The 20477-nt window shown below is 45.8% G+C and carries 15 protein-coding genes and 4 pseudogenes; 18 read left to right on the top strand and 1 reads right to left on the bottom strand.

Going from position 1 to position 20477, the window contains the following annotated elements:
- Nucleotides 1-6: 6 nt before the first annotated feature.
- Entirely contained in the window at nt 7-186 is a 180-nt protein-coding gene (locus tag QMK20_RS18325) for a hypothetical protein (RefSeq protein WP_283652745.1), read from the bottom strand.
- Between the two features lie 185 nt (nt 187-371).
- On the opposite strand from QMK20_RS18325, the gene QMK20_RS18320 reads away from it, so the two are divergent.
- The 18 genes and pseudogenes from QMK20_RS18320 to narI all read left to right on the top strand — a co-directional run bounded on the left by QMK20_RS18320 (nt 372) and on the right by narI (nt 20469).
- On the top strand, nt 372-743 hold the full coding sequence (locus tag QMK20_RS18320; protein ID WP_283652744.1) for a hypothetical protein: 372 nt from the start codon (nt 372-374) through the stop codon (nt 741-743).
- Between the two features lie 282 nt (nt 744-1025).
- A complete protein-coding gene (locus QMK20_RS18315; protein WP_283652743.1) occupies nt 1026-1796 on the top strand; it encodes an isocitrate lyase/PEP mutase family protein in 771 nt (256 codons plus the stop codon).
- Between the two features lie 35 nt (nt 1797-1831).
- Complete coding sequence (locus QMK20_RS18310) at nt 1832-2389, top strand: bifunctional transcriptional activator/DNA repair enzyme AdaA (RefSeq protein ID WP_283652742.1); 558 nt, start codon at nt 1832-1834, stop codon at nt 2387-2389.
- A gap of 44 nt (nt 2390-2433) precedes the next feature.
- Nucleotides 2434-2940: a methylated-DNA--[protein]-cysteine S-methyltransferase gene (locus QMK20_RS18305; protein ID WP_283652741.1), complete on the top strand. Its 507-nt coding sequence runs from the start codon at nt 2434-2436 to the stop codon at nt 2938-2940.
- 105 nt (nt 2941-3045) lie between these two features.
- Entirely contained in the window at nt 3046-5151 is a 2106-nt protein-coding gene (locus QMK20_RS18300; RefSeq protein WP_283652740.1) for a stalk domain-containing protein, read from the top strand.
- A 221-nt stretch (nt 5152-5372) separates the two neighbouring features.
- On the top strand, nt 5373-6212 hold the full coding sequence (locus tag QMK20_RS18295) for a MetQ/NlpA family ABC transporter substrate-binding protein (protein WP_283652739.1): 840 nt from the start codon (nt 5373-5375) through the stop codon (nt 6210-6212).
- 70 nt (nt 6213-6282) lie between these two features.
- Nucleotides 6283-7458, top strand: a complete 1176-nt coding sequence (locus QMK20_RS18290) for an aminotransferase class I/II-fold pyridoxal phosphate-dependent enzyme (RefSeq protein ID WP_283652738.1) — start codon at nt 6283-6285, stop codon at nt 7456-7458.
- A gap of 42 nt (nt 7459-7500) precedes the next feature.
- Nucleotides 7501-8223, top strand: coding sequence for a 5'-methylthioadenosine/adenosylhomocysteine nucleosidase (locus QMK20_RS18285; protein ID WP_283652737.1), 723 nt, complete (start codon nt 7501-7503; stop codon nt 8221-8223).
- Nucleotides 8224-8631: 408 nt separating this feature from the next.
- Nucleotides 8632-9423, top strand: a pseudogene (locus QMK20_RS18280) (YwiC-like family protein).
- 15 nt (nt 9424-9438) lie between these two features.
- Nucleotides 9439-10542, top strand: coding sequence for a TIGR04053 family radical SAM/SPASM domain-containing protein (locus tag QMK20_RS18275; RefSeq protein WP_283652736.1), 1104 nt, complete (start codon nt 9439-9441; stop codon nt 10540-10542).
- A complete protein-coding gene (gene hemY / locus QMK20_RS18270) occupies nt 10539-11957 on the top strand; it encodes a protoporphyrinogen oxidase (protein ID WP_283652735.1) in 1419 nt (472 codons plus the stop codon). The genes QMK20_RS18275 and hemY overlap by 4 nt, the downstream gene beginning before the upstream one ends.
- An 84-nt stretch (nt 11958-12041) precedes the next feature.
- A pseudogene (locus tag QMK20_RS18265) lies at nt 12042-12217 on the top strand (iron-sulfur cluster repair di-iron protein ScdA); the annotation flags it as partial.
- A 42-nt stretch (nt 12218-12259) separates the two neighbouring features.
- A complete protein-coding gene (gene modA / locus QMK20_RS18260) occupies nt 12260-13111 on the top strand; it encodes a molybdate ABC transporter substrate-binding protein (RefSeq protein WP_283652733.1) in 852 nt (283 codons plus the stop codon).
- Nucleotides 13108-13785, top strand: coding sequence for a molybdate ABC transporter permease subunit (gene modB, locus QMK20_RS18255; RefSeq protein ID WP_283652732.1), 678 nt, complete (start codon nt 13108-13110; stop codon nt 13783-13785). The genes modA and modB overlap by 4 nt, the downstream gene beginning before the upstream one ends.
- A 198-nt stretch (nt 13786-13983) precedes the next feature.
- Nucleotides 13984-17658 carry a nitrate reductase subunit alpha gene (locus tag QMK20_RS18250; protein WP_283652731.1) on the top strand — a complete coding sequence of 1225 codons (3675 nt, stop codon included), beginning with the start codon at nt 13984-13986 and terminating at the stop codon, nt 17656-17658.
- Nucleotides 17648-19226, top strand: a pseudogene (narH, locus tag QMK20_RS18245) (nitrate reductase subunit beta). Before QMK20_RS18250 ends, narH begins: the two are co-directional and overlap by 11 nt.
- Nucleotides 19219-19786, top strand: a pseudogene (gene narJ, locus QMK20_RS18240) (nitrate reductase molybdenum cofactor assembly chaperone). Before narH ends, narJ begins: the two co-directional pseudogenes overlap by 8 nt.
- The gene (narI, locus tag QMK20_RS18235; RefSeq protein WP_283656305.1) at nt 19786-20469 is read left to right on the top strand and encodes a respiratory nitrate reductase subunit gamma; all 684 of its coding nucleotides are present in this window, start codon (nt 19786-19788) and stop codon (nt 20467-20469) included. Before narJ ends, narI begins: the two are co-directional and overlap by 1 nt.
- The last annotated feature ends 8 nt before the right edge of the window (nt 20470-20477 follow it).

Raw genomic sequence — 20477 nt, 5'->3', positions numbered from 1 at the left:
AATCTATCAGGATTTGAACTTCTGCGCTATACGCTTCTTATTCTTTTGACGCCAAATCCATCTTTCGATAAAGTTTTTTTCTTTTCTTTCCTGAAGTGTTTCCTTCATTCCCTTGATGAGAAATTCGGATCTCCGCTTGTCATTTCTGCTAATTTCACGCAGTTCCTCAATAAATCTAGTGTCCATGTCCGCATCTCCGTTAGTTCAGGATTATACAATGTGCTAAGCTAGATTATACAGAACGTATGTTCCTTTTTCAAGTCTGTCACGTGTTTATGAAATCATAGAATGATTTTGTGAAATGGTAATCCCAGGCCCAAACCAATTCTTCCAGTGGACATAAGCTAGAATTGAAAAGGAGGGATTACAACATGATCTGCAAAGCATTTGTATCTCAAACGTATCCGCGTCTTACTGTCTTTGGTGAAGAAAATTTTCGGGGGGCCAGCAGAGTATATACGGGAAATTCAGGTATTCGTGATACGGAAACCGTTCTCGATGGCATAGAGAGCCTGCGTTTCTTTTCTACAAGCAGCGATGCTACACTGGTACTCTTTACCCGCACGCGCTTTAAAGGTAATTTTCAAGTCTTTAGAGGCAATCGCCGCTTCGCCGACCTGGATGATCTGATTCGTGGAAATGATGTAGAATCTCTTATCTCTACCAATCAACGTTTGACGTTGCAGCAAATCCGTAATATCCGCAGTACCGGGAAACTTCCATCCGGCTATCGTTTGATCTAACGACCTCCCTTTCGACTTAAGGAACATTTTACAAGACTGTTTCAGGAGCTTGCAAGTTTCGGGCTTCCAGGGCAGTCTTTTCCGCTCTGAGCCAGCATCCTTTGAGCAATTAGCATAAGATGCTTCGCAACCTCCGAAGACAGAATGCCGAAAATATTTTCAATTTGCTTAATGGATTCGGAGCAAATAAGATTCCCACAGACCATAAGCGCAAGAATGAGGACGAAACAAATACAGCCTCTTGATAAAATGAGTTACATCACATATCAGGAGGCTATATTTATGAATAAAATACAGCAATTTAAAGCACTTCATACATCAGAGGAACTTTTGTTTTTGGGGAATGCGTGGGACTTGTTATCTGCCGTGGCTTTGGAGAAGGCAGGCTTTCAGGCGATTGGCACGACGAGCTGGGGGATTGCAAATACGCTTGGATTGTCCGACGGTGAGCTTATTGATTTTGACCAGCATATAAGGATTATTCAGACGATTGCAGATCATGTCCAGATTCCGGTGTCGGCAGATATTGAGGCAGGGTATGGGGAGGACACAGCAACGATTGTCGAGCATGTTTTAAGGACAGCAGATGTGGGAGTCGCAGGGATTAATATTGAAGATTCATTAAAACAGCAAAAGGGACTTCGAGAAGTGGTTCTGCATAGTAACCTTCTGTCCAAGATTAGAGCAGCACTGGATGCTCATGGATTTAACGATTTTTTTATAAATGCAAGAACGGATACATATTTGCAAAAGGATACCCCGCTTTTGGAAACGATCGAACGAGCAAATGCGTATGTGGAGAGTGGAGTCAGCGGAATTTTTGTTCCGGGTTTGAGGGTTGACGATGAGATCAGGGAAGTGGTATATCAGGTACGTGCTCCGCTTAATATTTTATCCTTGCCGGGTCTGACGAATGTCAGTAAGCTTCAGCAATTGGGAGTGAAACGGTTTAGCTTTGGCAATGCCTTTTCGGATCATATCATGGTTGCTTTGCAAAAGAACGCCGAGCAGTTAATAGAGCTACAAGATACTTCGCATTTATATGGGGGATGATGAACTTTAGAAAGGAAAGGACAGGATATTCGCTCATGGCTGAAATCAATCTTTCTTTTGAAGAAATGTGGGAGAAAATTATGGCGTGTGATCGTAAATATGACGGGTTGTTTTTTACCGCGGTGAAAACAACCCGAATATACTGCCGACCTTCCTGTCGATCCAAAAAGCCGAAAAAAGTAAATGTTGAGTTTTATGATGACATCGACACTGTGGAAAAGGCGGGGTTTCGTGCCTGTAAAAGATGTCAGCCTCATATTGATCATTCACCGTATATCAGGCTTGTCCAGACTGTGGTTACCTTTCTGGTCAATCACTATAAGGAAAGATTGGTATTGCAGAATATTGCGGATTATGCTGGAGCAAGTCCCTTTTATCTGGATCGAATCTTTAAACAGGAAACCTCAGAAACCCCGCGTACCTATCTGGAAAAAATAAGAGTGGATAAAGCAGCATATCTGCTTAAAAGCACGGATTGTACCAATCTTGAGATTTGCTATGAGACGGGCTTTCAAAGTCCTTCGAATTTTTATAAGGCATTTCGCTGTTTGAAGCAGTGTTCCCCTAGTGAATACAGGAAGCTGAACAGGTGAATAGATGCTGTAGATCTATACACACAGGAGGTTGTTATCCTTTTATGAGCAGGCTATATTTATTGAATTATGCATCCCCGATTGGAGAGATAGAAATATGGGGCACAGATGAGGCCGTCCATTCTATCATGTTCTCTGATCGGGATACATCAACTACCACGATGCTGGACGAGACTTCACACCCCGTTTTAGAGGCGTGCGCTAGTCAGCTTGACGAGTATTTTAAAGGTACGCGCTATGAGTTTACGTTTCCTTATGCTTTTGAGGGCACAGATTTTCAGAAAAATGTATGGGATGCTTTGGTGAAAGTAGGCTACGGTGAAACAGCGGCCTATAAAGACATTGCCTTTTCGATTGGAAATGAAAAAGCCATTAGAGCTGTAGGCAGCGCCAATGGGAAAAACAAGCTGAGTATCGTGATTCCATGCCACCGAATTATTGGTTCCAACCAGAAATTAACGGGTTATGCGGGGGGCTTATGGAGAAAGGAATGGCTACTCAGGCATGAGAATCAATTCAAGGAGCTAAATATGAATATGGAACAACAGTGAAAAAAGTAAGGTTCCATATCCATAATTGTCATCAGATGGAATGAACTTCATCTAACCCTATGCTATGATTTACCAAAAAGAAAGATTCAAAAAGGGGAAATAAGGATGAAGTTCAGAAGGACTATATTTTTATTTATGTTTTCAACGATGCTCATGGGTTTGTTTGCTGTAGGAACAGAAAGAGCACATGCAGACAATTCTATGGTACTAAGAGATGGAAACAAGCTTATACTTATTCTTGATGATGGTAACGGGATCAACAAAGAGTTTAAATTTAATATGGACTATAGTATTAAGCAAGGTACTCCAATTCGTTTGTACAGCAATCTTACTGAAATTTTCCCCGGAGATTTTTCGGTTGATTATGCTAATTCTACGATAACAATTTCGGATACTCACGCAGCACCTTATCCAGGATCAAAGAATTATATTGAGTTTCCGATTGAACCAGACATGGAATGGTCTGCTGGAAAAATGTGGGGTGTAGCTCTTCCTAATGGAGATGGTCTGAGTCGTACTTTTAAAATAAAGACCCTCAACGTGATTAAAGAGGGCACCAAGACCCATTTAATTATTGACAATACGCACATTTCTCCCTCTAATTTCACAGTTGATTACGTGAACAAAACACTAACGATTGAAAATAAAGCACCAGCACCTCCTTTTGGGGCGAAAATTGAATTTTACTACAATAAATTGGAAACCATCGACACAGAGCCATCCGATAAATTCTCAATAATATCATTTTTCCGTGATCCAAGAATCATTCAGCTTGAAGCGGAATCCAAAATGGCTCCAACGGTCAGTGAACCAGTGGCTGCTCCATCTGTTGATGAGACGAAAGTAACGCAGCCCGTTATCGAGTCTAAAGAGGATCAAGCTGTAGATGAATCGCCCGAGATTCCTTTGTCTATACCGTCTGGAGAACACTTTCCGGGTACGTTTACGATCAATTCTTCGGGTACTTCGTTTACGATTCGTTTGAAGATGAAAAATATTCAGCCCACGTACACTTCCTACGTTATGGTGAAAAATTCGGAAGAACAATTGGTTAAACGCATCCAGTTCGATCCGGCAACAACGTTTAGCTACCCTTTGAGTAACCTGAACTTGTCTACGGGCGGGTACTACTTTTATATTAAAATGATGGATCAGTCGGGCAATTCGGCAGCGTCTGTGCCCCAGTTTATTCCCGTAAATAATAATAAAGCTCAGGTTTTGGTGTTTATTGATGGGAAGCTGCAACAATATGAGCAGCCTGCGACTTCGATTAGCGGAAGCATGCTGGTGCCGTTTCGTGCTGTTTTTGAGGCGCTTGGAGCGAAGGTGAAATGGGATGGTGCTACGAAGACCGTTACCGCGACCAAAGGGAATACAACGATTAAGTTAACCGTAGGCTCCAGAGATGCCTATATCAATGGTAAGTTAGTGCGTCTCAATGCGGCGCCGAGATTAATTAACGGCAAAGTGATGGTTCCTATTCGATTTGTAAGTGAGGCTCTGGGAGCCAAGGTGAAATGGAATATTGCCGCTCAGAGTGTTGTGATCTTTCTTGCCCCGCAACAGATTTTAACAACAAATGAAAGTGAACAATTAATGGATGAAGACGAGGGCAACACTGAGCCACAATCGAAGCCTACCATACTGAACAATATATCCAGTACCATCACCAAATCTTCTAATATCGTTTTCGTTATTGATGTTACGAGTAGTATGACAGGAACGCTGGATTATGTAAGACAGAAGGTTAAGGGCTTTGTTGATTCGGTTCCATCAGGCTCCCAATTTGCCGTCGTTGCGTTTCGGGACATTAATTTAACAGCAGATAAAGATTTGGAGTATTTTGATTTTACAGCGGATAAGAGCAAGCTAAAAGGGAATTTGAATACGTTACGTCCTTCTGCTGGCGGGGATCTGAAAGAATCCGGGCTGGAGGCCATCCAGCTGGCTGTAAGTAAATTTTCCAAAAGCTCTAATTCCAAAACCATCATATTCATTACAGATGCACCCGTACATGATAAAAATACAGCGCTGGGTAAAGCCCGTTTTTCAGTGGACGAAATAAACGAGCAATTACAGAAAAATGGCGTTACTTTTAATGCGATAGTTCCTGCAAGCGGACTGGCCAATAAACAAATGAAAAAGCTCGTAGATAGCAATCAAGGAGCCTTGTATGATATTAAGGATGCCAAGCTAAATCTGGCGAAGTAAATAGTACAGTTGAAAGGCGCTTCCGAAATGGGAGCGTCTTTTTCCATGCTGCGAAAAGCGGTCCTTTTTTTATTATGCAGAAGATGTGTTATCAAATATTGTTGACAGTTATCAAAATATCATTGTAGTATTTATAAACACATAAGATTACTCGGAATTTGATTGGGCTGCAACATTCTAGCTCAACAAAAAACAGATGATATCAGGGGGGAGAAATCGAAATGAAGAAAAAATGGGTTCCATTTATACTGCTGGTGGGAGCAGTCGCACTTTTTATCTCTGGCTGTGGCAGTAAGAATACGACGGGAAATGCTGCGAGTGAAGAAAAGAAGACACTGCATATCAGTTTTAATCCAGGTCCTTATAGTGATCAGTTCAAGAATGGAGTGGCTCCGTATTTGGAGAAGAAGGGCTACAAGATTACATATAAAGAATTTACAGACGGCGTTCAGCCCAATGTAGCTGTGGCTAATGGAGATATTGATGCTAATGTGTTCCAACATTCGCTCTATCTGGATTCTATGAATAAGCGGGAGAATATTGATCTGATTGGAGCTGTGCAGGTTCCGACTCCGCCAATGGGATTGTACTCCAGCAAGCATACCAGCCTTGACGAAGTCAGCAACGGTGCTCAAATCAACCTGCCGAACGAGCCAGTCAATATGTTGCGTGCGCTGAATATTTTAAAGGAAGTGGGCTGGATTACGTTAAAGGATAATATTGATCCACTGCAAACCTCGGTGAACGACATTATCTCTAATCCGCATCATTTGCAATTTGTGGCGACCGACCCTGCACAGGGACCGCGCGCACTGGAGGATGTTGATTTTGCCGCTATTCAGGGGAACTTTGCCGTTTCGAATGGAATGAAGCTGACCTCGGCATTGCAGCTTGAAAAAATGACAGACCCGTTCACGAACGTGGTCGCTGTGGATAGCAAGAACAAGGACAAGCCATTCGTCAAAGACATCATTGAGGGGTATCATTCGGATGAATTCCAAAAGTACATCAAATCGAATCCGGTTTATGAAGGCTATAAGCTGCCAAGCTATTTCAAATAATATGAGTTTATTGTCTTCTGCGAGCTGGCACTGTCAGCCTGTATCTTATGGATAAAAGGTGGAGATGAACGTGATTTTTTCATCCTCTGATCTCGTCAAGGCGCTGCCTGACAACTATTTTAGCGCAATTGACGACAAAGTGAATCTGTATAAAAGCAGAGGAATAGATGTAATCAATTTGGCAGCCGGCAACCCGGATCAGCAGACACCGGCGCATATCATCAGCGCTTTGAAGGAAGCAGTTGATCAACCGGTAAATCAGGGCTACCCGCCTTTTCACGGGAAAAAAAGCACACTGGAGGCAGTCGCCGCGTTCTATAAACGGGAGTATCAGGTGGAGCTTGATCCCGATCGGGAGGTTGCCGTATTCAACGGCTCCGCCATAGGCGTAATGGGGATTCCGCAGGCATTGCTAAATCCCGGTGACTGGTTGCTGACCACCGACCCGGCATACCCGCAATATGTTTCCGCTGCTGCGCTGGCAAGAGCCCGTATCCATACGATTCCGCTCCATGAGAAGGATAGATTTTTGCCTGATTATACCACGGTGCCGGAAGAAATCGCCCAACAGGTCAAATTGCTCATGATTAATTATCCGAACAATCCGACTGGCGCCGTGGCTACTACGGATTTTCTGACGAAGACGTTGGACTATGCCGCTGAGTACTGTTTTCCGGTTATGAACGATTTTGCTTACGGTGCCCTTGGGTTTGAGGGGCATAAGCCGCTCAGTCTATTGCAAATCCCCGGCGGCAAGGAATGTGGTGTCGAGACGTATACGGCTTCCAAAACGTACAACATGGCGGGCTGGCGTTTCGGCTTTGCTGTTGGAAACGCATCTGTCATCGGTGCGCTCAAGCATTATCATACGCATGCCTACAGCACTGTTTTTGGAGCGGTACAGGATGCGGGAGCGGCGGCATTGCTGGGCTCGCAGGAGCCGGTGCGGGAGCTGGCTGCATTATATGAACGGCGACGTGATGTTCTCATTGCGGCGTTGCGTGGTATTGGCTGGGATGTAGCCGCACCCAAAGGAACTTTTTTCGCCTGGTTCAAGGTGTCTGAGGGCTATACCTCCGCTTCTTTTGCGGACTTTTTATTAGACGAGGCCCATGTTGCAGTGGCTCCCGGCGAAGGCTTTGGTCTTGCCGGAGCATCCTATGTGCGGGTGAGTCTGGTGAACAGTGAAGAACGGCTACTGGAGGCGGTGCAGAGAATAGCCGCAACGGGCATTTTTAAAAAATAAACTAAAATGCAGGGAATTCATGGAGGGAGCGAGAAACGAACTGTGAGTATAGCCATTATCGGAGCCATGGAAGAAGAAATAGCAGGTTTGAAAGCGCAGATCGAAGGGATAAGCATGACCCGGATCGCGAATGGAATTTTTTATACAGGTCGTCTTCAGGGCAAGGAAGTTGTTCTGCTGCAATCGGGAATTGGTAAAGCGAACGCAGCCTTGACTACGGCGCTGCTGATTGAGCGCTTTAACCCGGAGCTTGTCATTAATACCGGGTCTGCTGGCGGGCTTGATCCAGCGCTTCGTGTTGGGGATGTCGTAGTGGCGACCGAGCTGACTTACAGCGATGTGGATGGAACGGCGTTCGGCTATACCTACGGGCAGGTGCCACAGATGCCGGCAAGTTATCCGGTGGAGCAAGCGCTGCTTGATTTTGCGACAGAAACTCTGGCAGAAACCAAGATTGAGGGGCAGATCGTTACCGGGTTGATTACGACAGCAGACTCCTTTATCTATCAAGCGGAGCGGGTCCATTTTATTCGCAGCCAGTTTCCGGAAGCCAAGGTGACGGATATGGAAGGGACCGCGGTCGTCCAGACAGCGTATCAGTTTGGTGTCCCATTTTTGGCTGTTCGTTCTCTGTCTGATCTTGCCGGCGCAGAAGCAGCAGGTACTTTTGACTCCAATCTTGACTTGGCTGCGACCAACTCGGCAGCCGTGGTTGTAGCTCTTGTAGCTGCATACGATAATTTTAGTGAATCTAGCGGACGTTAGCAAAAAAAGCCACTCCTTCGAAAATGGATTTTTCCATCTGAAAGAGTGGCTCTCTTGATTAAAAGCCATGTATAGTACATGTAGCTTTAGTATTATTTTAGAGGAACCTGCTTGGACAACTTTTCAAACTGCTGCAACTGAGGTGTGACCTTGGCGGTAGTGAACAATTTTGATCAAGTGGTGTGCCGCCTGGCGTGCCACTTTTAATTTTTTTATTCTGAGTAATTCCTCCACTTCCGCCGTCTTGTCGAGGGTGCCGGATAGCCCCCTTAATGAATGGCATGATGAGCCAACAGCGTTGTTTCTCCGGCTAGGCTATTCCCACATAAGAAAAAGGGAACTCCCTGATTGGTTCAATTGAATAGAATACTTAGAATTAGAGAGGGTGAAAAATTGAATCTTGGGGGAATGGATGATGCATCGATTAACCGAAGCAATAAGGATGATAAATATTGTGAAAAAAGGATCAAGGGTTTGAAGGGGATCAGTAGATACATACCTAATCAGCATGGAGCATGGGCCATGCTCATTCTTCCATTTTTATTCGGTTTAGCGGCTTCTCAAGGGGAATTCATTCATATACCTCTATTCATGTGCTGGTTTTTTATCTATTTATTCAGTTTTCCTGTCCTCCAATGGATCAAAACAGGTAACCGTGAAAGATACCGAAAACCAGTTGTTGTATACGGAGCGATACTCCTTCCCTTTTTAGCTTCACTGATATGGGTTAAGCCTGCGTTGATCTGGTATGGAGTTCTGCTGCTGTTCTTTTTTATGGCTAATATGTAGTACTATGCAAAAATGAAAAATGAACGTGCCTTGCTCAATGACATTGCCGCAATTATACTTTTTTGTTCTTTTATTTACCCTGTTGTTCATATTGGAGAAGCAGGGGATTGGGGAATATCCACGGAGCTATTTTTGCTTTTGGTGTCTTACTTTACAGGAACTGCTCTTTATGTTAAAACGATCATCCGTGAAAGAAAAAATACACGCTACTATTATGCTTCTGTCATCTATCATCTGATCATTATGCTGTTTGCTGCCTGGATAAAGGTATTTTTGGTCGCTCCTTTTTTAATTTTATTATTACGAGCTATATGGCTTCCTAAATTCGAATTAAAGGCAAAACAAGTTGGCATGGCTGAAATTGGATTTTCATTGATGCTCTATGTATCTGTGTTGTTTTTATATTTCTAAAAAGGAGAGACATCAATGATATCTTTGGAAACACCACGAGATTATCGCGAGAACCCGTTTATCGTCATTTGGGAGGTAACGCGAGCTTGTGCTTTAAAATGCCTTCACTGTAGAGCGGAAGCCCAGTATAAGCCTGATCCTCGTCAACTGACATTAGAGGAGGGCAAGCAACTGATGGATCAAATCGCTGAAATGAATCATCCGCTGGTGGTTTTCACAGGTGGAGATCCGTTATCGCGTCCTGATTTATTTGAGTTGGCTCAATATGCAATTGAAGAGAAAAAGCTGTCGGTTTCCATAACTCCCAGTGCCACCCCTAAAGTGACACGAGCAGCGGTCGAAAAAGCAAAGCAAGTTGGCTTATCACGGTGGGCTTTTAGCCTGGACGGTTCATGTGCAGATATTCACGATCATTTTCGGGGGACTGTGGGTTCTTACGATACAACCATGCGGGGAATTGGTTATTTGAAGGAAATGAACATTCCTATTCAAGTGAATACGACGGTGTCCCGGTACAACCTTCACGATCTGGAGCAAATTGCAGAAAAGGTAAAGGAAATGCAGGCGGTGTTATGGAGCTTGTTTTTCCTTGTTCCAACCGGACGTGGTATGGAGAAAGATATGATTACTCCTGATGAGCATGAAGCTGTAATGAAGTGGTTGTATCAAATACAACAACAGATGCCTTACGGTGTAAAGGCTACAGAAGCACCTCACTATCGAAGGGTTGTACTGCAGGAAAAGAACAGAGCAGGTAAGAACAGTGCAACGTTCGAGCAAAAAAGGGCAGATGTTTTGGGACGTGCCCCTAAAGGCGTAAATGATGGAGATGGATTTGTTTTTATCAGTCATATCGGCGAGGTGTACCCGAGCGGTTTCCTGCCCCTTGCATGTGGAAATGTACGAATGGATAGTCTGGCACGTATTTATCGGCACTCTCCGATCATGAACAGGCTTAGAGATAAGTCTCTGCTTAAAGGAAAATGTGGAATCTGCGAATTTAATACCGTCTGTGGAGGCTCCAGAGCAAGGGCTTTTGCAATAACAGGAGATTATTTGGAGAGTGACCCTTATTGTGCCTATATGCCTGGGGCTAAGGAAGGAAAAGAGCTTTTATGAAAAAAAGTCCTAAAAAAGTCGTTGTTCTCGGTGGAGGAATAAGTGGTTTAAGTGCTGCCTTTTACGTGAAAAAGCTGGCTGAGGAGAAGCAAGTGGAGGTAGAGATTACACTGGTTGAGAAAAGCGACCGGCTGGGAGGAAAGCTGCAAACCGTTCGCCAAAACGATTTTATGATCGAAAAAGGACCGGATGCTTTTCTGGCCAGAAAAACGGCCATGTTGGAGCTGACCATGGAATTGGGACTGGAAGCAGAGCTGGTATCCACAAACCCGAAGGCCAAATCTGCCTGCATTTTGCATAAGGGCAAGCTTCACACGATGCCGATGGGCTTCATTCTGGGCATTCCAACGAAGCTTACCCCTTTCATTCGGACGGGACTTATCTCTCCGCTGGGAAAAGCACGGGCAGCCCTGGATTTAATCATCCCGGCGAAGAAAGGCGATATGGACGAGTCTCTGGGAAATTTTATCAAGCGGCGCCTTGGCAAAGAAGTTCTGGATCAGATTACAGAACCTCTGCTGTCTGGAATTTACGCTGGCGATACACATTCTCTTAGCCTGATGTCAACCTTCCCTCAATTTAAGCAGATGGAGCAGAAGCATGGGAGTCTGATTAAAGGTATGACTAAAGGAGCGGGGAGAAAGTCGGCTGTACAAGAAAAACTGCCGGATATCGCCAAGAAAAGCATGTTTCTTTCCTATCGACAAGGCTTATCTACAATCGTGGAGCGGCTAAAGGAGAGGCTGCATACCGTACATTTTGTGATGGGACAGGGTGTGGCTGAAGTAAGAAAAGAGGACGGTTATCAGGTAATCCTGGATCATGGACAAGTCATAGATGCAGATGCAGTGATCTGCGCTGTTCCAGCCTTTGTGGCGGCTAAATTATTTTCCGGTGTTGCAAGTGTCAGCTTGCTCAATAAGATCAGTTACGTTTCGGTAGCCAATATTGCCCTTGCTTATAAAAATACAGAGCTTCATCTTGCCTTTGAGGGAACCGGATTTTTGGTGCCGCGCAAGGAAGGTAAAAAGATCACAGCATGTACGTGGTCCTCGACAAAGTGGAGCCATACTGCTCCAGAAGGATATACGCTGTTACGAGCATATATCGGACATGCAGGCGCACAGGAATGGATACAGATGACGGATGCTGAGCTTGTGGATGCCGCGCGCAAAGACTTGAAGGATTTAATGGGCTTGGAAGCGGAACCGGAATTCGCCGAAGTTAGTCGGTGTAATCAATCGATGCCGCAATATCCGATTGGACACAAGGAGTATCTGGCAAAGGTTAGATATGATTTATCTCAGTATTCTCCAAATGTATTTTTATGTGGTGCTGGTTATGGAGGCGTTGGAATTCCAGATTGTATCGCTCAAGGGAAAGAAGCGGCTGAACAGCTGATTTCAGCTTTTTAATGACAAGGCATTTCCTGCTTTAGAAGAGAGAGCTCCCGGATGAGTTCAAGTTGTAAGGGGAAGTAGAACATGATCCAGTTAACGCTGAATCCGTATGTATCCAAACTGCAAGACGAGCATCAGGCTGTGATAGAGATACTAAAGGAATTACGCTTGATCACAAACGGCTTTGAGCCGGTACAGCAGATATTTTTAATCATATTCTTCTTGAGAATTGCACATTAATCGAACGTACGAGACAGGCGCAGCTCAAAATATAATCCATCATATCAAGAAAGACTAAACTTAAGGAGTCAAACAAAATGAAAAAAATTATTAAACATAGCCAGACGCTCTTTTTTGTTTTTTCCATTGTGTTATTACTTTCAGGGTGCGGTGCGGAGCAACAATCAGCTTCAAATGTTAGCAGCACGGTCCAGAACGAGTCTTCCAGCCAGGATTCTTCGAAAAAGGCTGAAACTGTTGAACTGACCATTTCCGCAGCTGCGAGCTTAACAGATGCGCTCAAAGAAATCCAGAATTTGTACGAGCCAACTCATAAAGATGTCAAATTGAATTTCAACTTTGGTGGCTCTGGTGCGCTGGAAAAGCAGATTGAGCAAGGAGCACCATCAGACCTGTTTTTGTCCGCTTCGAAGAAAAACATGAAGTCTCTCGTAGATCAGCAGCTAATAGAGAGCGATAAACAAAAAACATGGCTGACGAACGAATTGGTAACGGTTATTCCTGCAGACGGGACGATGAACATTGCGAGTGTAACGGATTTAACCAAGGAAGGGGTAAAAAAAGTGGCGATTGGCATTCCTGAAAGTGTCCCTGCAGGCAAATACGCACAGGAAGCGCTGACGAACACGAAGCTATGGGACGTATTGCAGAGCAGGCTGGTTCAGGCAAAAGATGTTAGACAAGTGCTGCAATATGTGGAGACTGGAAACGCTGATGTCGGATTTGTATATAAAACAGATGCATTGACTTCGCAAAAGGCGAAAATCGCCTTTGAGATGGACCCTAAAACCTATTCATCTGTTGAGTACCCCATCGGAATTGTCAAAGCTTCAAAGCACACTCAAGAGGCCGAGGATTTCTATGCATACCTTCAATCACAAGAATCTCTGAATATTATGGCTAAGTATGGATTTACCATACCGAAGTGAGCATGCAAGCTATAGATTGGAATGAATATTGGCCTCCTATCCTGTTATCGTTGCAGGTGGCACTGTTATCCAGCATTCTGGTAATCATAATAGGCCTGTTTGCGGCATGGTCAATGTCTCGTTTGGGGCTATTTAGAGGGAAAACGGCCGTTGAAACCTTGCTTATGCTGCCTTTGGTACTCCCACCGACCGTTGTTGGCTTTTTACTGCTCATATTGCTTGGACGAAAAAGTGGATTGGGACGTATTGTAGAACAATGGTTTGGCGAACCAATTGTATTCTCGTGGTGGGCTGGGGTTGTGGCAGCGGTGGTAGTGGCTTTTCCTCTTGTCTATCGGACGCTGAGAATGGGATTGTCTTCTGTTGACCGGGACTTGGAAAACGCGGGACGTTCGATGGGTGCAAGTGAATGGCAGGTTTTCCGATATATCACCTTCCCTTTAATTTTCCCTTCTTTTAAAGCGGCCTTTATACTCGGTTTTGCCCGCGGTCTGGGCGAATTTGGTGCTACGCTGATGATTGCCGGAAATATTCCGGGCAAAACCCAGACCATTCCGACGGCCATTTATGTTGCGGTGGATTCTGGTCATCTTCCTATGGCCTGGGCCTGGACATGCTCCATCATACTCATTTCTTTTATCATGCTCCTGTTAACGGGCCAAAAGAACAATTAATCACTTCATATAAGCTTCCCTTTGGCAGAGGGAGGCTTTTTTGTATCTTTCCATAGAACGAGGGATTTCCTGTAGCGCTATAGGACATTCCCTAATGGGAACAGGAATCAATGAATTACATAATGAGAATAAGCGAATGAATCTTGCCCTAGCAACTGCGTTGGGATTTTTCATTCTGAAAAGGAGCGTTGATCATCAATGAAGAAAAAATACAGCCTCAACTTTTTTAAACCGATCGAGAGTTATTCCGGAAATTGGTCAATCCTTGAGGAAAAAAATAGAGAATGGGAAAACGTGTACCGTCAGCGTTGGTCTCACGACAAAGTGGTTCGGACGACGCACGGTGTTAACTGCACCGGCTCCTGTAGTTGGAAGGTTTTTGTGAAAAACGGCATCATTACCTGGGAAAATCAGCAGATCGATTATCCTTCCTGCGGCGTTGACATGCCGGAATTTGAGCCGCGTGGATGCCCGCGTGGCGCTACATTTTCCTGGTATGAATACAGTCCATTACGCGTGAAATACCCCTATATGCGCGGTAAGTTATTGCGGCTTTGGTTAGCCGCCATTAAGGAGCATACGAATCCAGTAGACGCATGGGCAAGCATCGTAGAAGACCCTGAGAAAGCCAAGCTCTACAAATCGGCTCGCGGAAAAGGCGGGCATGTCCGTGTCGGCTGGGACGATGTCCTGCGTCTGATCTCGGCGCAGCTCATCTATACCATCCGCAAGTACGGTCCCGACCGGATCGCGGGCTTTACGCCAATCCCGGCGATGTCAATGATAAGCTACGCTTCGGGAGCCCGGTTCATTTCGCTACTCGGTGGGCAGATGTTGAGTTTTTACGACTGGTATGCAGACCTTCCGCCTGCATCTCCTCAAATTTGGGGTGAGCAGACGGACGTGCCGGAATCTTCTGACTGGTACAATGCGGGTTACCTGATCATGTGGGGATCGAACGTACCGCTTACCCGGACGCCGGACGCGCATTTTATGACGGAAGTACGTTATAAGGGGACAAAGGTCGTATCGGTGGCTCCCGATTTGGCGGAGAATGTGAAGTTCGCTGACAATTGGCTCGCACCGAATCCGGGTACAGATGCTGCCGTGGCCCAGGCTATGACGCATGTCATTCTGGATGAGTTCTACAAAGAACGCCAAGAACCCATGTTCATTAACTATGCCAAACAATATACAGATATGCCGTTCATGATTCTGCTTGATCCACACGAAGGAGTCTGGAAAGGTGGGCGTTTTCTACGGGCGAGTGACCTTGGGGATGTTTCTCAGCATGCGGACTGGAAACCGGTCATATATGACGAAGTGGCAGGGGAGATGCTGGTCCCGAACGGTACGATGGGACAGCGCTGGGAACAGGATAAGAAATGGAACCTGATCCTGGAGCGAGAAGACGGAACGAAGGTTGAGCCTGCCCTTACTGTGGAAGGTCGTGGCGAGCAATGGGAAGAAGTCGTATTCCCTTACTTTGATAACGCCGGTAATGGAACGTTCAAACGTGTAATTCCGACCAAAAAAGTGCGCCTGGCAGATGGTTCGGAGCGTTACGTTGCAACCGTGTACGATCTGATGATGAGCCAGTACGGTGTCGCGCGCAGTGACAGCCCTCATAACGCCAAAGATTATTACGATGCAGCTTCGCATTATACCCCTGCCTGGCAGGAGAAGATCACAGGAGTGAAGGCATCTGTTGTGGTGCAGATTGCTCGGGAATTTGCTCAAAATGCTATCGATACCAAAGGGCGCTCCATGATTATTATGGGTGCGGGGATCAATCATTGGTTCAATAGTGACACGATCTATCGGTCCATCTTGAACCTGGTCATGTTGACAGCTTCCCAAGGCGTAAACGGTGGAGGCTGGGCGCATTATGTTGGTCAAGAAAAGCTCCGTCCCATCGAAGGCTGGTCATCGATTGCCTTTGCAAAAGACTGGCAAGGGACGGCTCGACAGCAAAATGCTACATCGTTTTTCTACTTTGCAACAGAGCAGTGGCGTTACGAAGAAAGTGGAACAGACACCTTGAAGTCACCGATTGGCGGGGATGTCAGTTACAGACATCCAGCAGACTACAACGTGCTCGCAGCGCGTCTGGGTTGGCTGCCTTCTTATCCACAGTTTAATAAAAACAGTCTGCTATTCGCCGAAGAGGCTGCGCAATTAGGCAAGAAGTCCAACGAGGACATCATTAATCATTCTGTGGAAGAGATTAAATCACGTAAGACACGCTTCGCTGTAGAAGATCCTGGGGCAGCCGAGAACTTCCCGCGTTCACTCTTTGTTTGGCGGTCAAATCTGATTTCAAGTTCGGCGAAGGGACAAGAGTATTTCATGAAACATTTACTCGGAGCATCTGATGCCCTGCTTGCCCGGCCGAACGAAGAACAGAAACCTGAGGAAATCGTCTGGAGAGAAGATGTAGAAGGAAAGCTTGATCTGATGGTTGCACTTGATTTTCGGATGACAACAACTCCATTGTACGCGGACATCGTGCTTCCGGCGGCAACCTGGTACGAAAAAACAGACTTGTCGTCAACAGACATGCATCCTTTCGTGCACCCGTTTAATCCGGCTGTTAATCCACTGTGGGAATCTCGCGCGGACTGGGATATTTACCGCCAGCTTTCCGAAGTCTTTTCGGATATGGCAAAAGAGTACCTACCAGGAATATATAAAGACCTTGTGACCGCGCCGCTCTCACACGATAGTATAGGCGAAATTTCACAGCCGATGGGTCTTGTAAAGGATTGGACGAAGGGCGAGATTGAAGCGACTCCGGGTAAAACCATGCCGAATTTCAGCATCATCGAACGCGATTATACTAAGATTCACGATAAATTTATCTCACTCGGTCCGAATTTGGCTACTGGGAAAACAGGTGCGCATGGCGTCAGCTTCTCCGTAGCGGATGAATATGAGGAATTGAAAAGGCTGAACGGAGTTTATTACGATGATTCCATTAAAGATGGTTTGCCTAAAATACAGACAGCTCGTCAAGTGGCCAATACTATTCTTCACCTTTCATCCGCGACCAATGGACAGGTCTCACAAAAGGCTTATGAGCAGGCAGAAAAGCTTCACGGTGTTGAACTCAAAGACATCTCGGCCGACCGGGCAGCGGAAAAGATCACTTTCCAAAGTATCACGGTACAGCCGCGTGAGGTTATACCGACACCGGTATTTACTGGATCGAACAAGAAAGGACGTCGCTATTCACCATTTACAACGAATATTGAACGTCTCGTTCCGTTCCGTACTTTGACAGGAAGACAGCACTTCTATATAGATCATGAAATTTTCCAGCAGTTTGGGGAGTCATTGCCAATCTATAAACCTACTTTGCCGCCGATGGTGTTCGGCACGCGTGATCGGGAAATAAAAGGCGGACAAGATTCACTTGTCCTACGTTATCTGACTCCGCACGGTAAATGGAATATTCACTCCACCTACCAGGATAACCAGCATATGCTTACGCTGTTCCGCGGAGGTCCTACGGTATGGATCAATAACGAAGACGCAGCGGCCCACGATCTTGCCGACAATGACTGGGTAGAGGTGTACAACCGTAACGGTGTTGTAACCGCCCGGGCCGTTGTCAGCCACCGGATGCCAAGAGGAACGATGTTTATGTACCATGCTCAGGATAAACACATTCAAGTGCCGGGCTCCGAAATCACGGATACGCGCGGGGGCAGCCATAATGCGCCAACAAGAATTCATCCCAAACCAACCCAGATGGTTGGCGGATACGCTCAGCTTAGCTACGGGTTCAACTATTACGGTCCGATCGGCAACCAGCGTGATGTGTACGTAGCGGTACGTAAAATGAAGGAGGTAAACTGGCTTGAAAATTAAAGCTCAAATTGCCATGGTCATGAACCTGGATAAATGTATTGGCTGTCATACGTGCAGCGTGACATGTAAAACAACTTGGACAAACCGCAAAGGCGCGGAATATATGTGGTTCAACAACGTGGAAACCAAACCCGGCATCGGTTATCCGAAGCGTTGGGAAGACCAGGAGCAATATAAGGGCGGCTGGCAGCTTCGCAAAGGGAAGCTCGAACTGAAGTCAGGGAGCAAGCTATCCAAGATAGCGCTTGGCAAAATTTTTTACAATCCCGACATGCCGGAAATGAAAGATTATTATGAGCCCTGGACCTACAATTATGAGCATTTGACCAATGCCAAAGAGCAGAAGCATTCTCCGGTAGCACGCGCGCATTCTGCGGTAACGGGGAAAAAAATGAATCTGGATTGGGGCCCAAACTGGGAGGACGATTTGGCGGGTACCCATGTGACGGGTCCACTTGATCCGAATATTCAGAAAATTGAAGAAGAGATCAAATTCAATTTCGAGAAGTCATTCATGCTGTATCTCCCTCGGCTCTGCGAACACTGTCTGAATCCGAGTTGTGTCGCATCCTGTCCTTCAGGCGCCATGTACAAACGGGATGAGGATGGAATCGTGCTTGTGGATCAGGAAGCATGCCGCGGCTGGCGGTATTGCATGACAGGCTGTCCATACAAAAAAGTGTACTTCAACTGGCAGACGAACAAAGCGGAGAAATGTACCTTCTGTTTCCCGCGTGTGGAAGCCGGGTTGCCAACAGTCTGTTCCGAGACATGTACAGGACGAATTCGTTACCTCGGCGTTCTGCTGTATGACGCGGATCGAGTTCACGAGGCTGCTTCTACGCAGGATGAGAAAGAACTGTATAAAGCACAGTGCGACCTGTTCCTGGACCCAAGTGATCCGGCGGTGATTGCTCAGGCGAGAAAAGACGGCATCTCGGAAGACTGGATTGAGGCAGCGCAGAACTCGCCGGTCTACAAGCTTGCCATTGAGTACAAGCTGGCATTCCCGCTTCATCCGGAATATCGCACGCTGCCTATGGTCTGGTATGTACCGCCACTTAGCCCAATCATGAATTACTTTGAAGGGAAAGACTCGATCGAGAATCCGGATATGGTCTTTCCAGCTATCGAAGAAATGCGTACCCCCATTCAGTACCTTGCCAATATGCTGACGGCGGGTGATACGCAGACGGTGAAGGAATCCTTGCAGCGGATGGCTATGATGCGCTCCTATATGCGTGCCCAGTCCACAGGACAATCTTTTGATGAAAGCCGTCTTGAACGTACCGGCATGACACCACTGCAGGCCGAGCAGATGTATCGACTGCTGGCAATTGCCAAATATGAGGACCGTTTCGTCATTCCGACGTCGCATAAAGAGGGGTATGCCAATCCATACCGGGCTCAAGGATCTGCCGGTTATGGCGACACTCTGGGAAATATGGGCTCTGGCTCTGGCTGTAGCGGTTGTAGCCTGGCAAGCTCAATGGGGATGGAAGAGCCTTCAAAAACAGGCAAGGAAATGGTTGAAGAAAACTTCTACGGGGGGTATTTGGCGTGATTAATGTAGCGAAGCTGTATGAATGCAAGCCTTCATTCGGGTTTTTCGCCCAACAACTCATGTACCCGGAAAAGCTGGATTTTCATCCGGCTTTTCTGGAAGCATCATTTGATCCGGACCATCCTGCGTATACGCACGCTAATATGTATTGGTCTCTTATGCAAGAGTTCAGCATCGAAGAGATTCAGGAGATGTATACGGAAACCTTCGATTTTCAAAAAAAATTGCGCATTATATATGACTTACTTCAAGTTTGAAGATGCAAAAGAAAGAGGACAAATGCTAGTCAAGTTAAAGGTTCTGTATGAGATGTACGGCCTTGAAATGTCGGATGGGGAGCTTCCGGATTACTTACCGCTCATGTGTGAATTTCTGTATGCCGCCGAATGGGTGCAAGATCCGAAGACGACAGAAAACCTCCGCATGCCCGTTGCGATTTTGGAAGACGGCACCTATCATTTGCTTATAGCGCTGGAAAAAATGAAAAGCCCGTATTTTCATCTGGTCAAGGGACTGCGCGAAACGCTTAAAGCTTGCGTAGAACAGGAGGCAGCCGCGCAATGATGATGCTAGAGCAGTTTTTATGGGTCATTTTCCCGTATATGTGTGTGGTCATCTTTATTGTAGGCCATATTTTCCGCTACAGAACTGACCAGTTCAATTGGACAGCGAAATCGAGCGAATTTATTGAAAAGAAACAATTGATGATCGGAAGCCTTTTATTCCACCTGGGAATTATCCCGGTTATTTTCGGTCACGTGTCCGGTTTGGGTATTCCAAAAACCTGGATGCATGCACTGGGTGTAAACGATCATCTGTATCACATTGGAGCAGTTTATATTGGTGGAATATTTGGAGCCATAACGTTTCTCGGTATGTTGATCCTCACATCTCGCCGTTTTACAATACGCAATGTGCGCCGTTTAAGTACAGCGTCTGATTTGATTGTAAACGTATTGCTTTTGGCCATTGTATGCATGGGGATGTTTGCGACTCTTGTAACGAATGCGGTACAGCCGGAATTCGATTATCGGGAGACCATCTCGATCTGGTTCCGCGGTTTGTTCATATTCCGTGTCGACCCAACACTCATGAGAGACGTACCGATATCTTTCAAGCTTCATGTACTTATGGGCTTTGCCATTTTTGCATTTTGGCCCTTTACCCGGCTTGTGCATGTGTGGAGTGTTCCGTTGAATTATGTGCGCAGAAGTTATATCCTTTACAGAAGACATAAATCGAATTAGGAAAGCGG

It is taken from the genome of Paenibacillus sp. RC334 (assembly GCF_030034735.1).
GTDB classification, from domain to species: Bacteria; Bacillota; Bacilli; order Paenibacillales; family Paenibacillaceae; genus Paenibacillus; species Paenibacillus terrae_A.
Note: the sequence above shows the minus strand (reverse complement) of the source record. Positions and strands in the feature narration are given on the sequence as shown.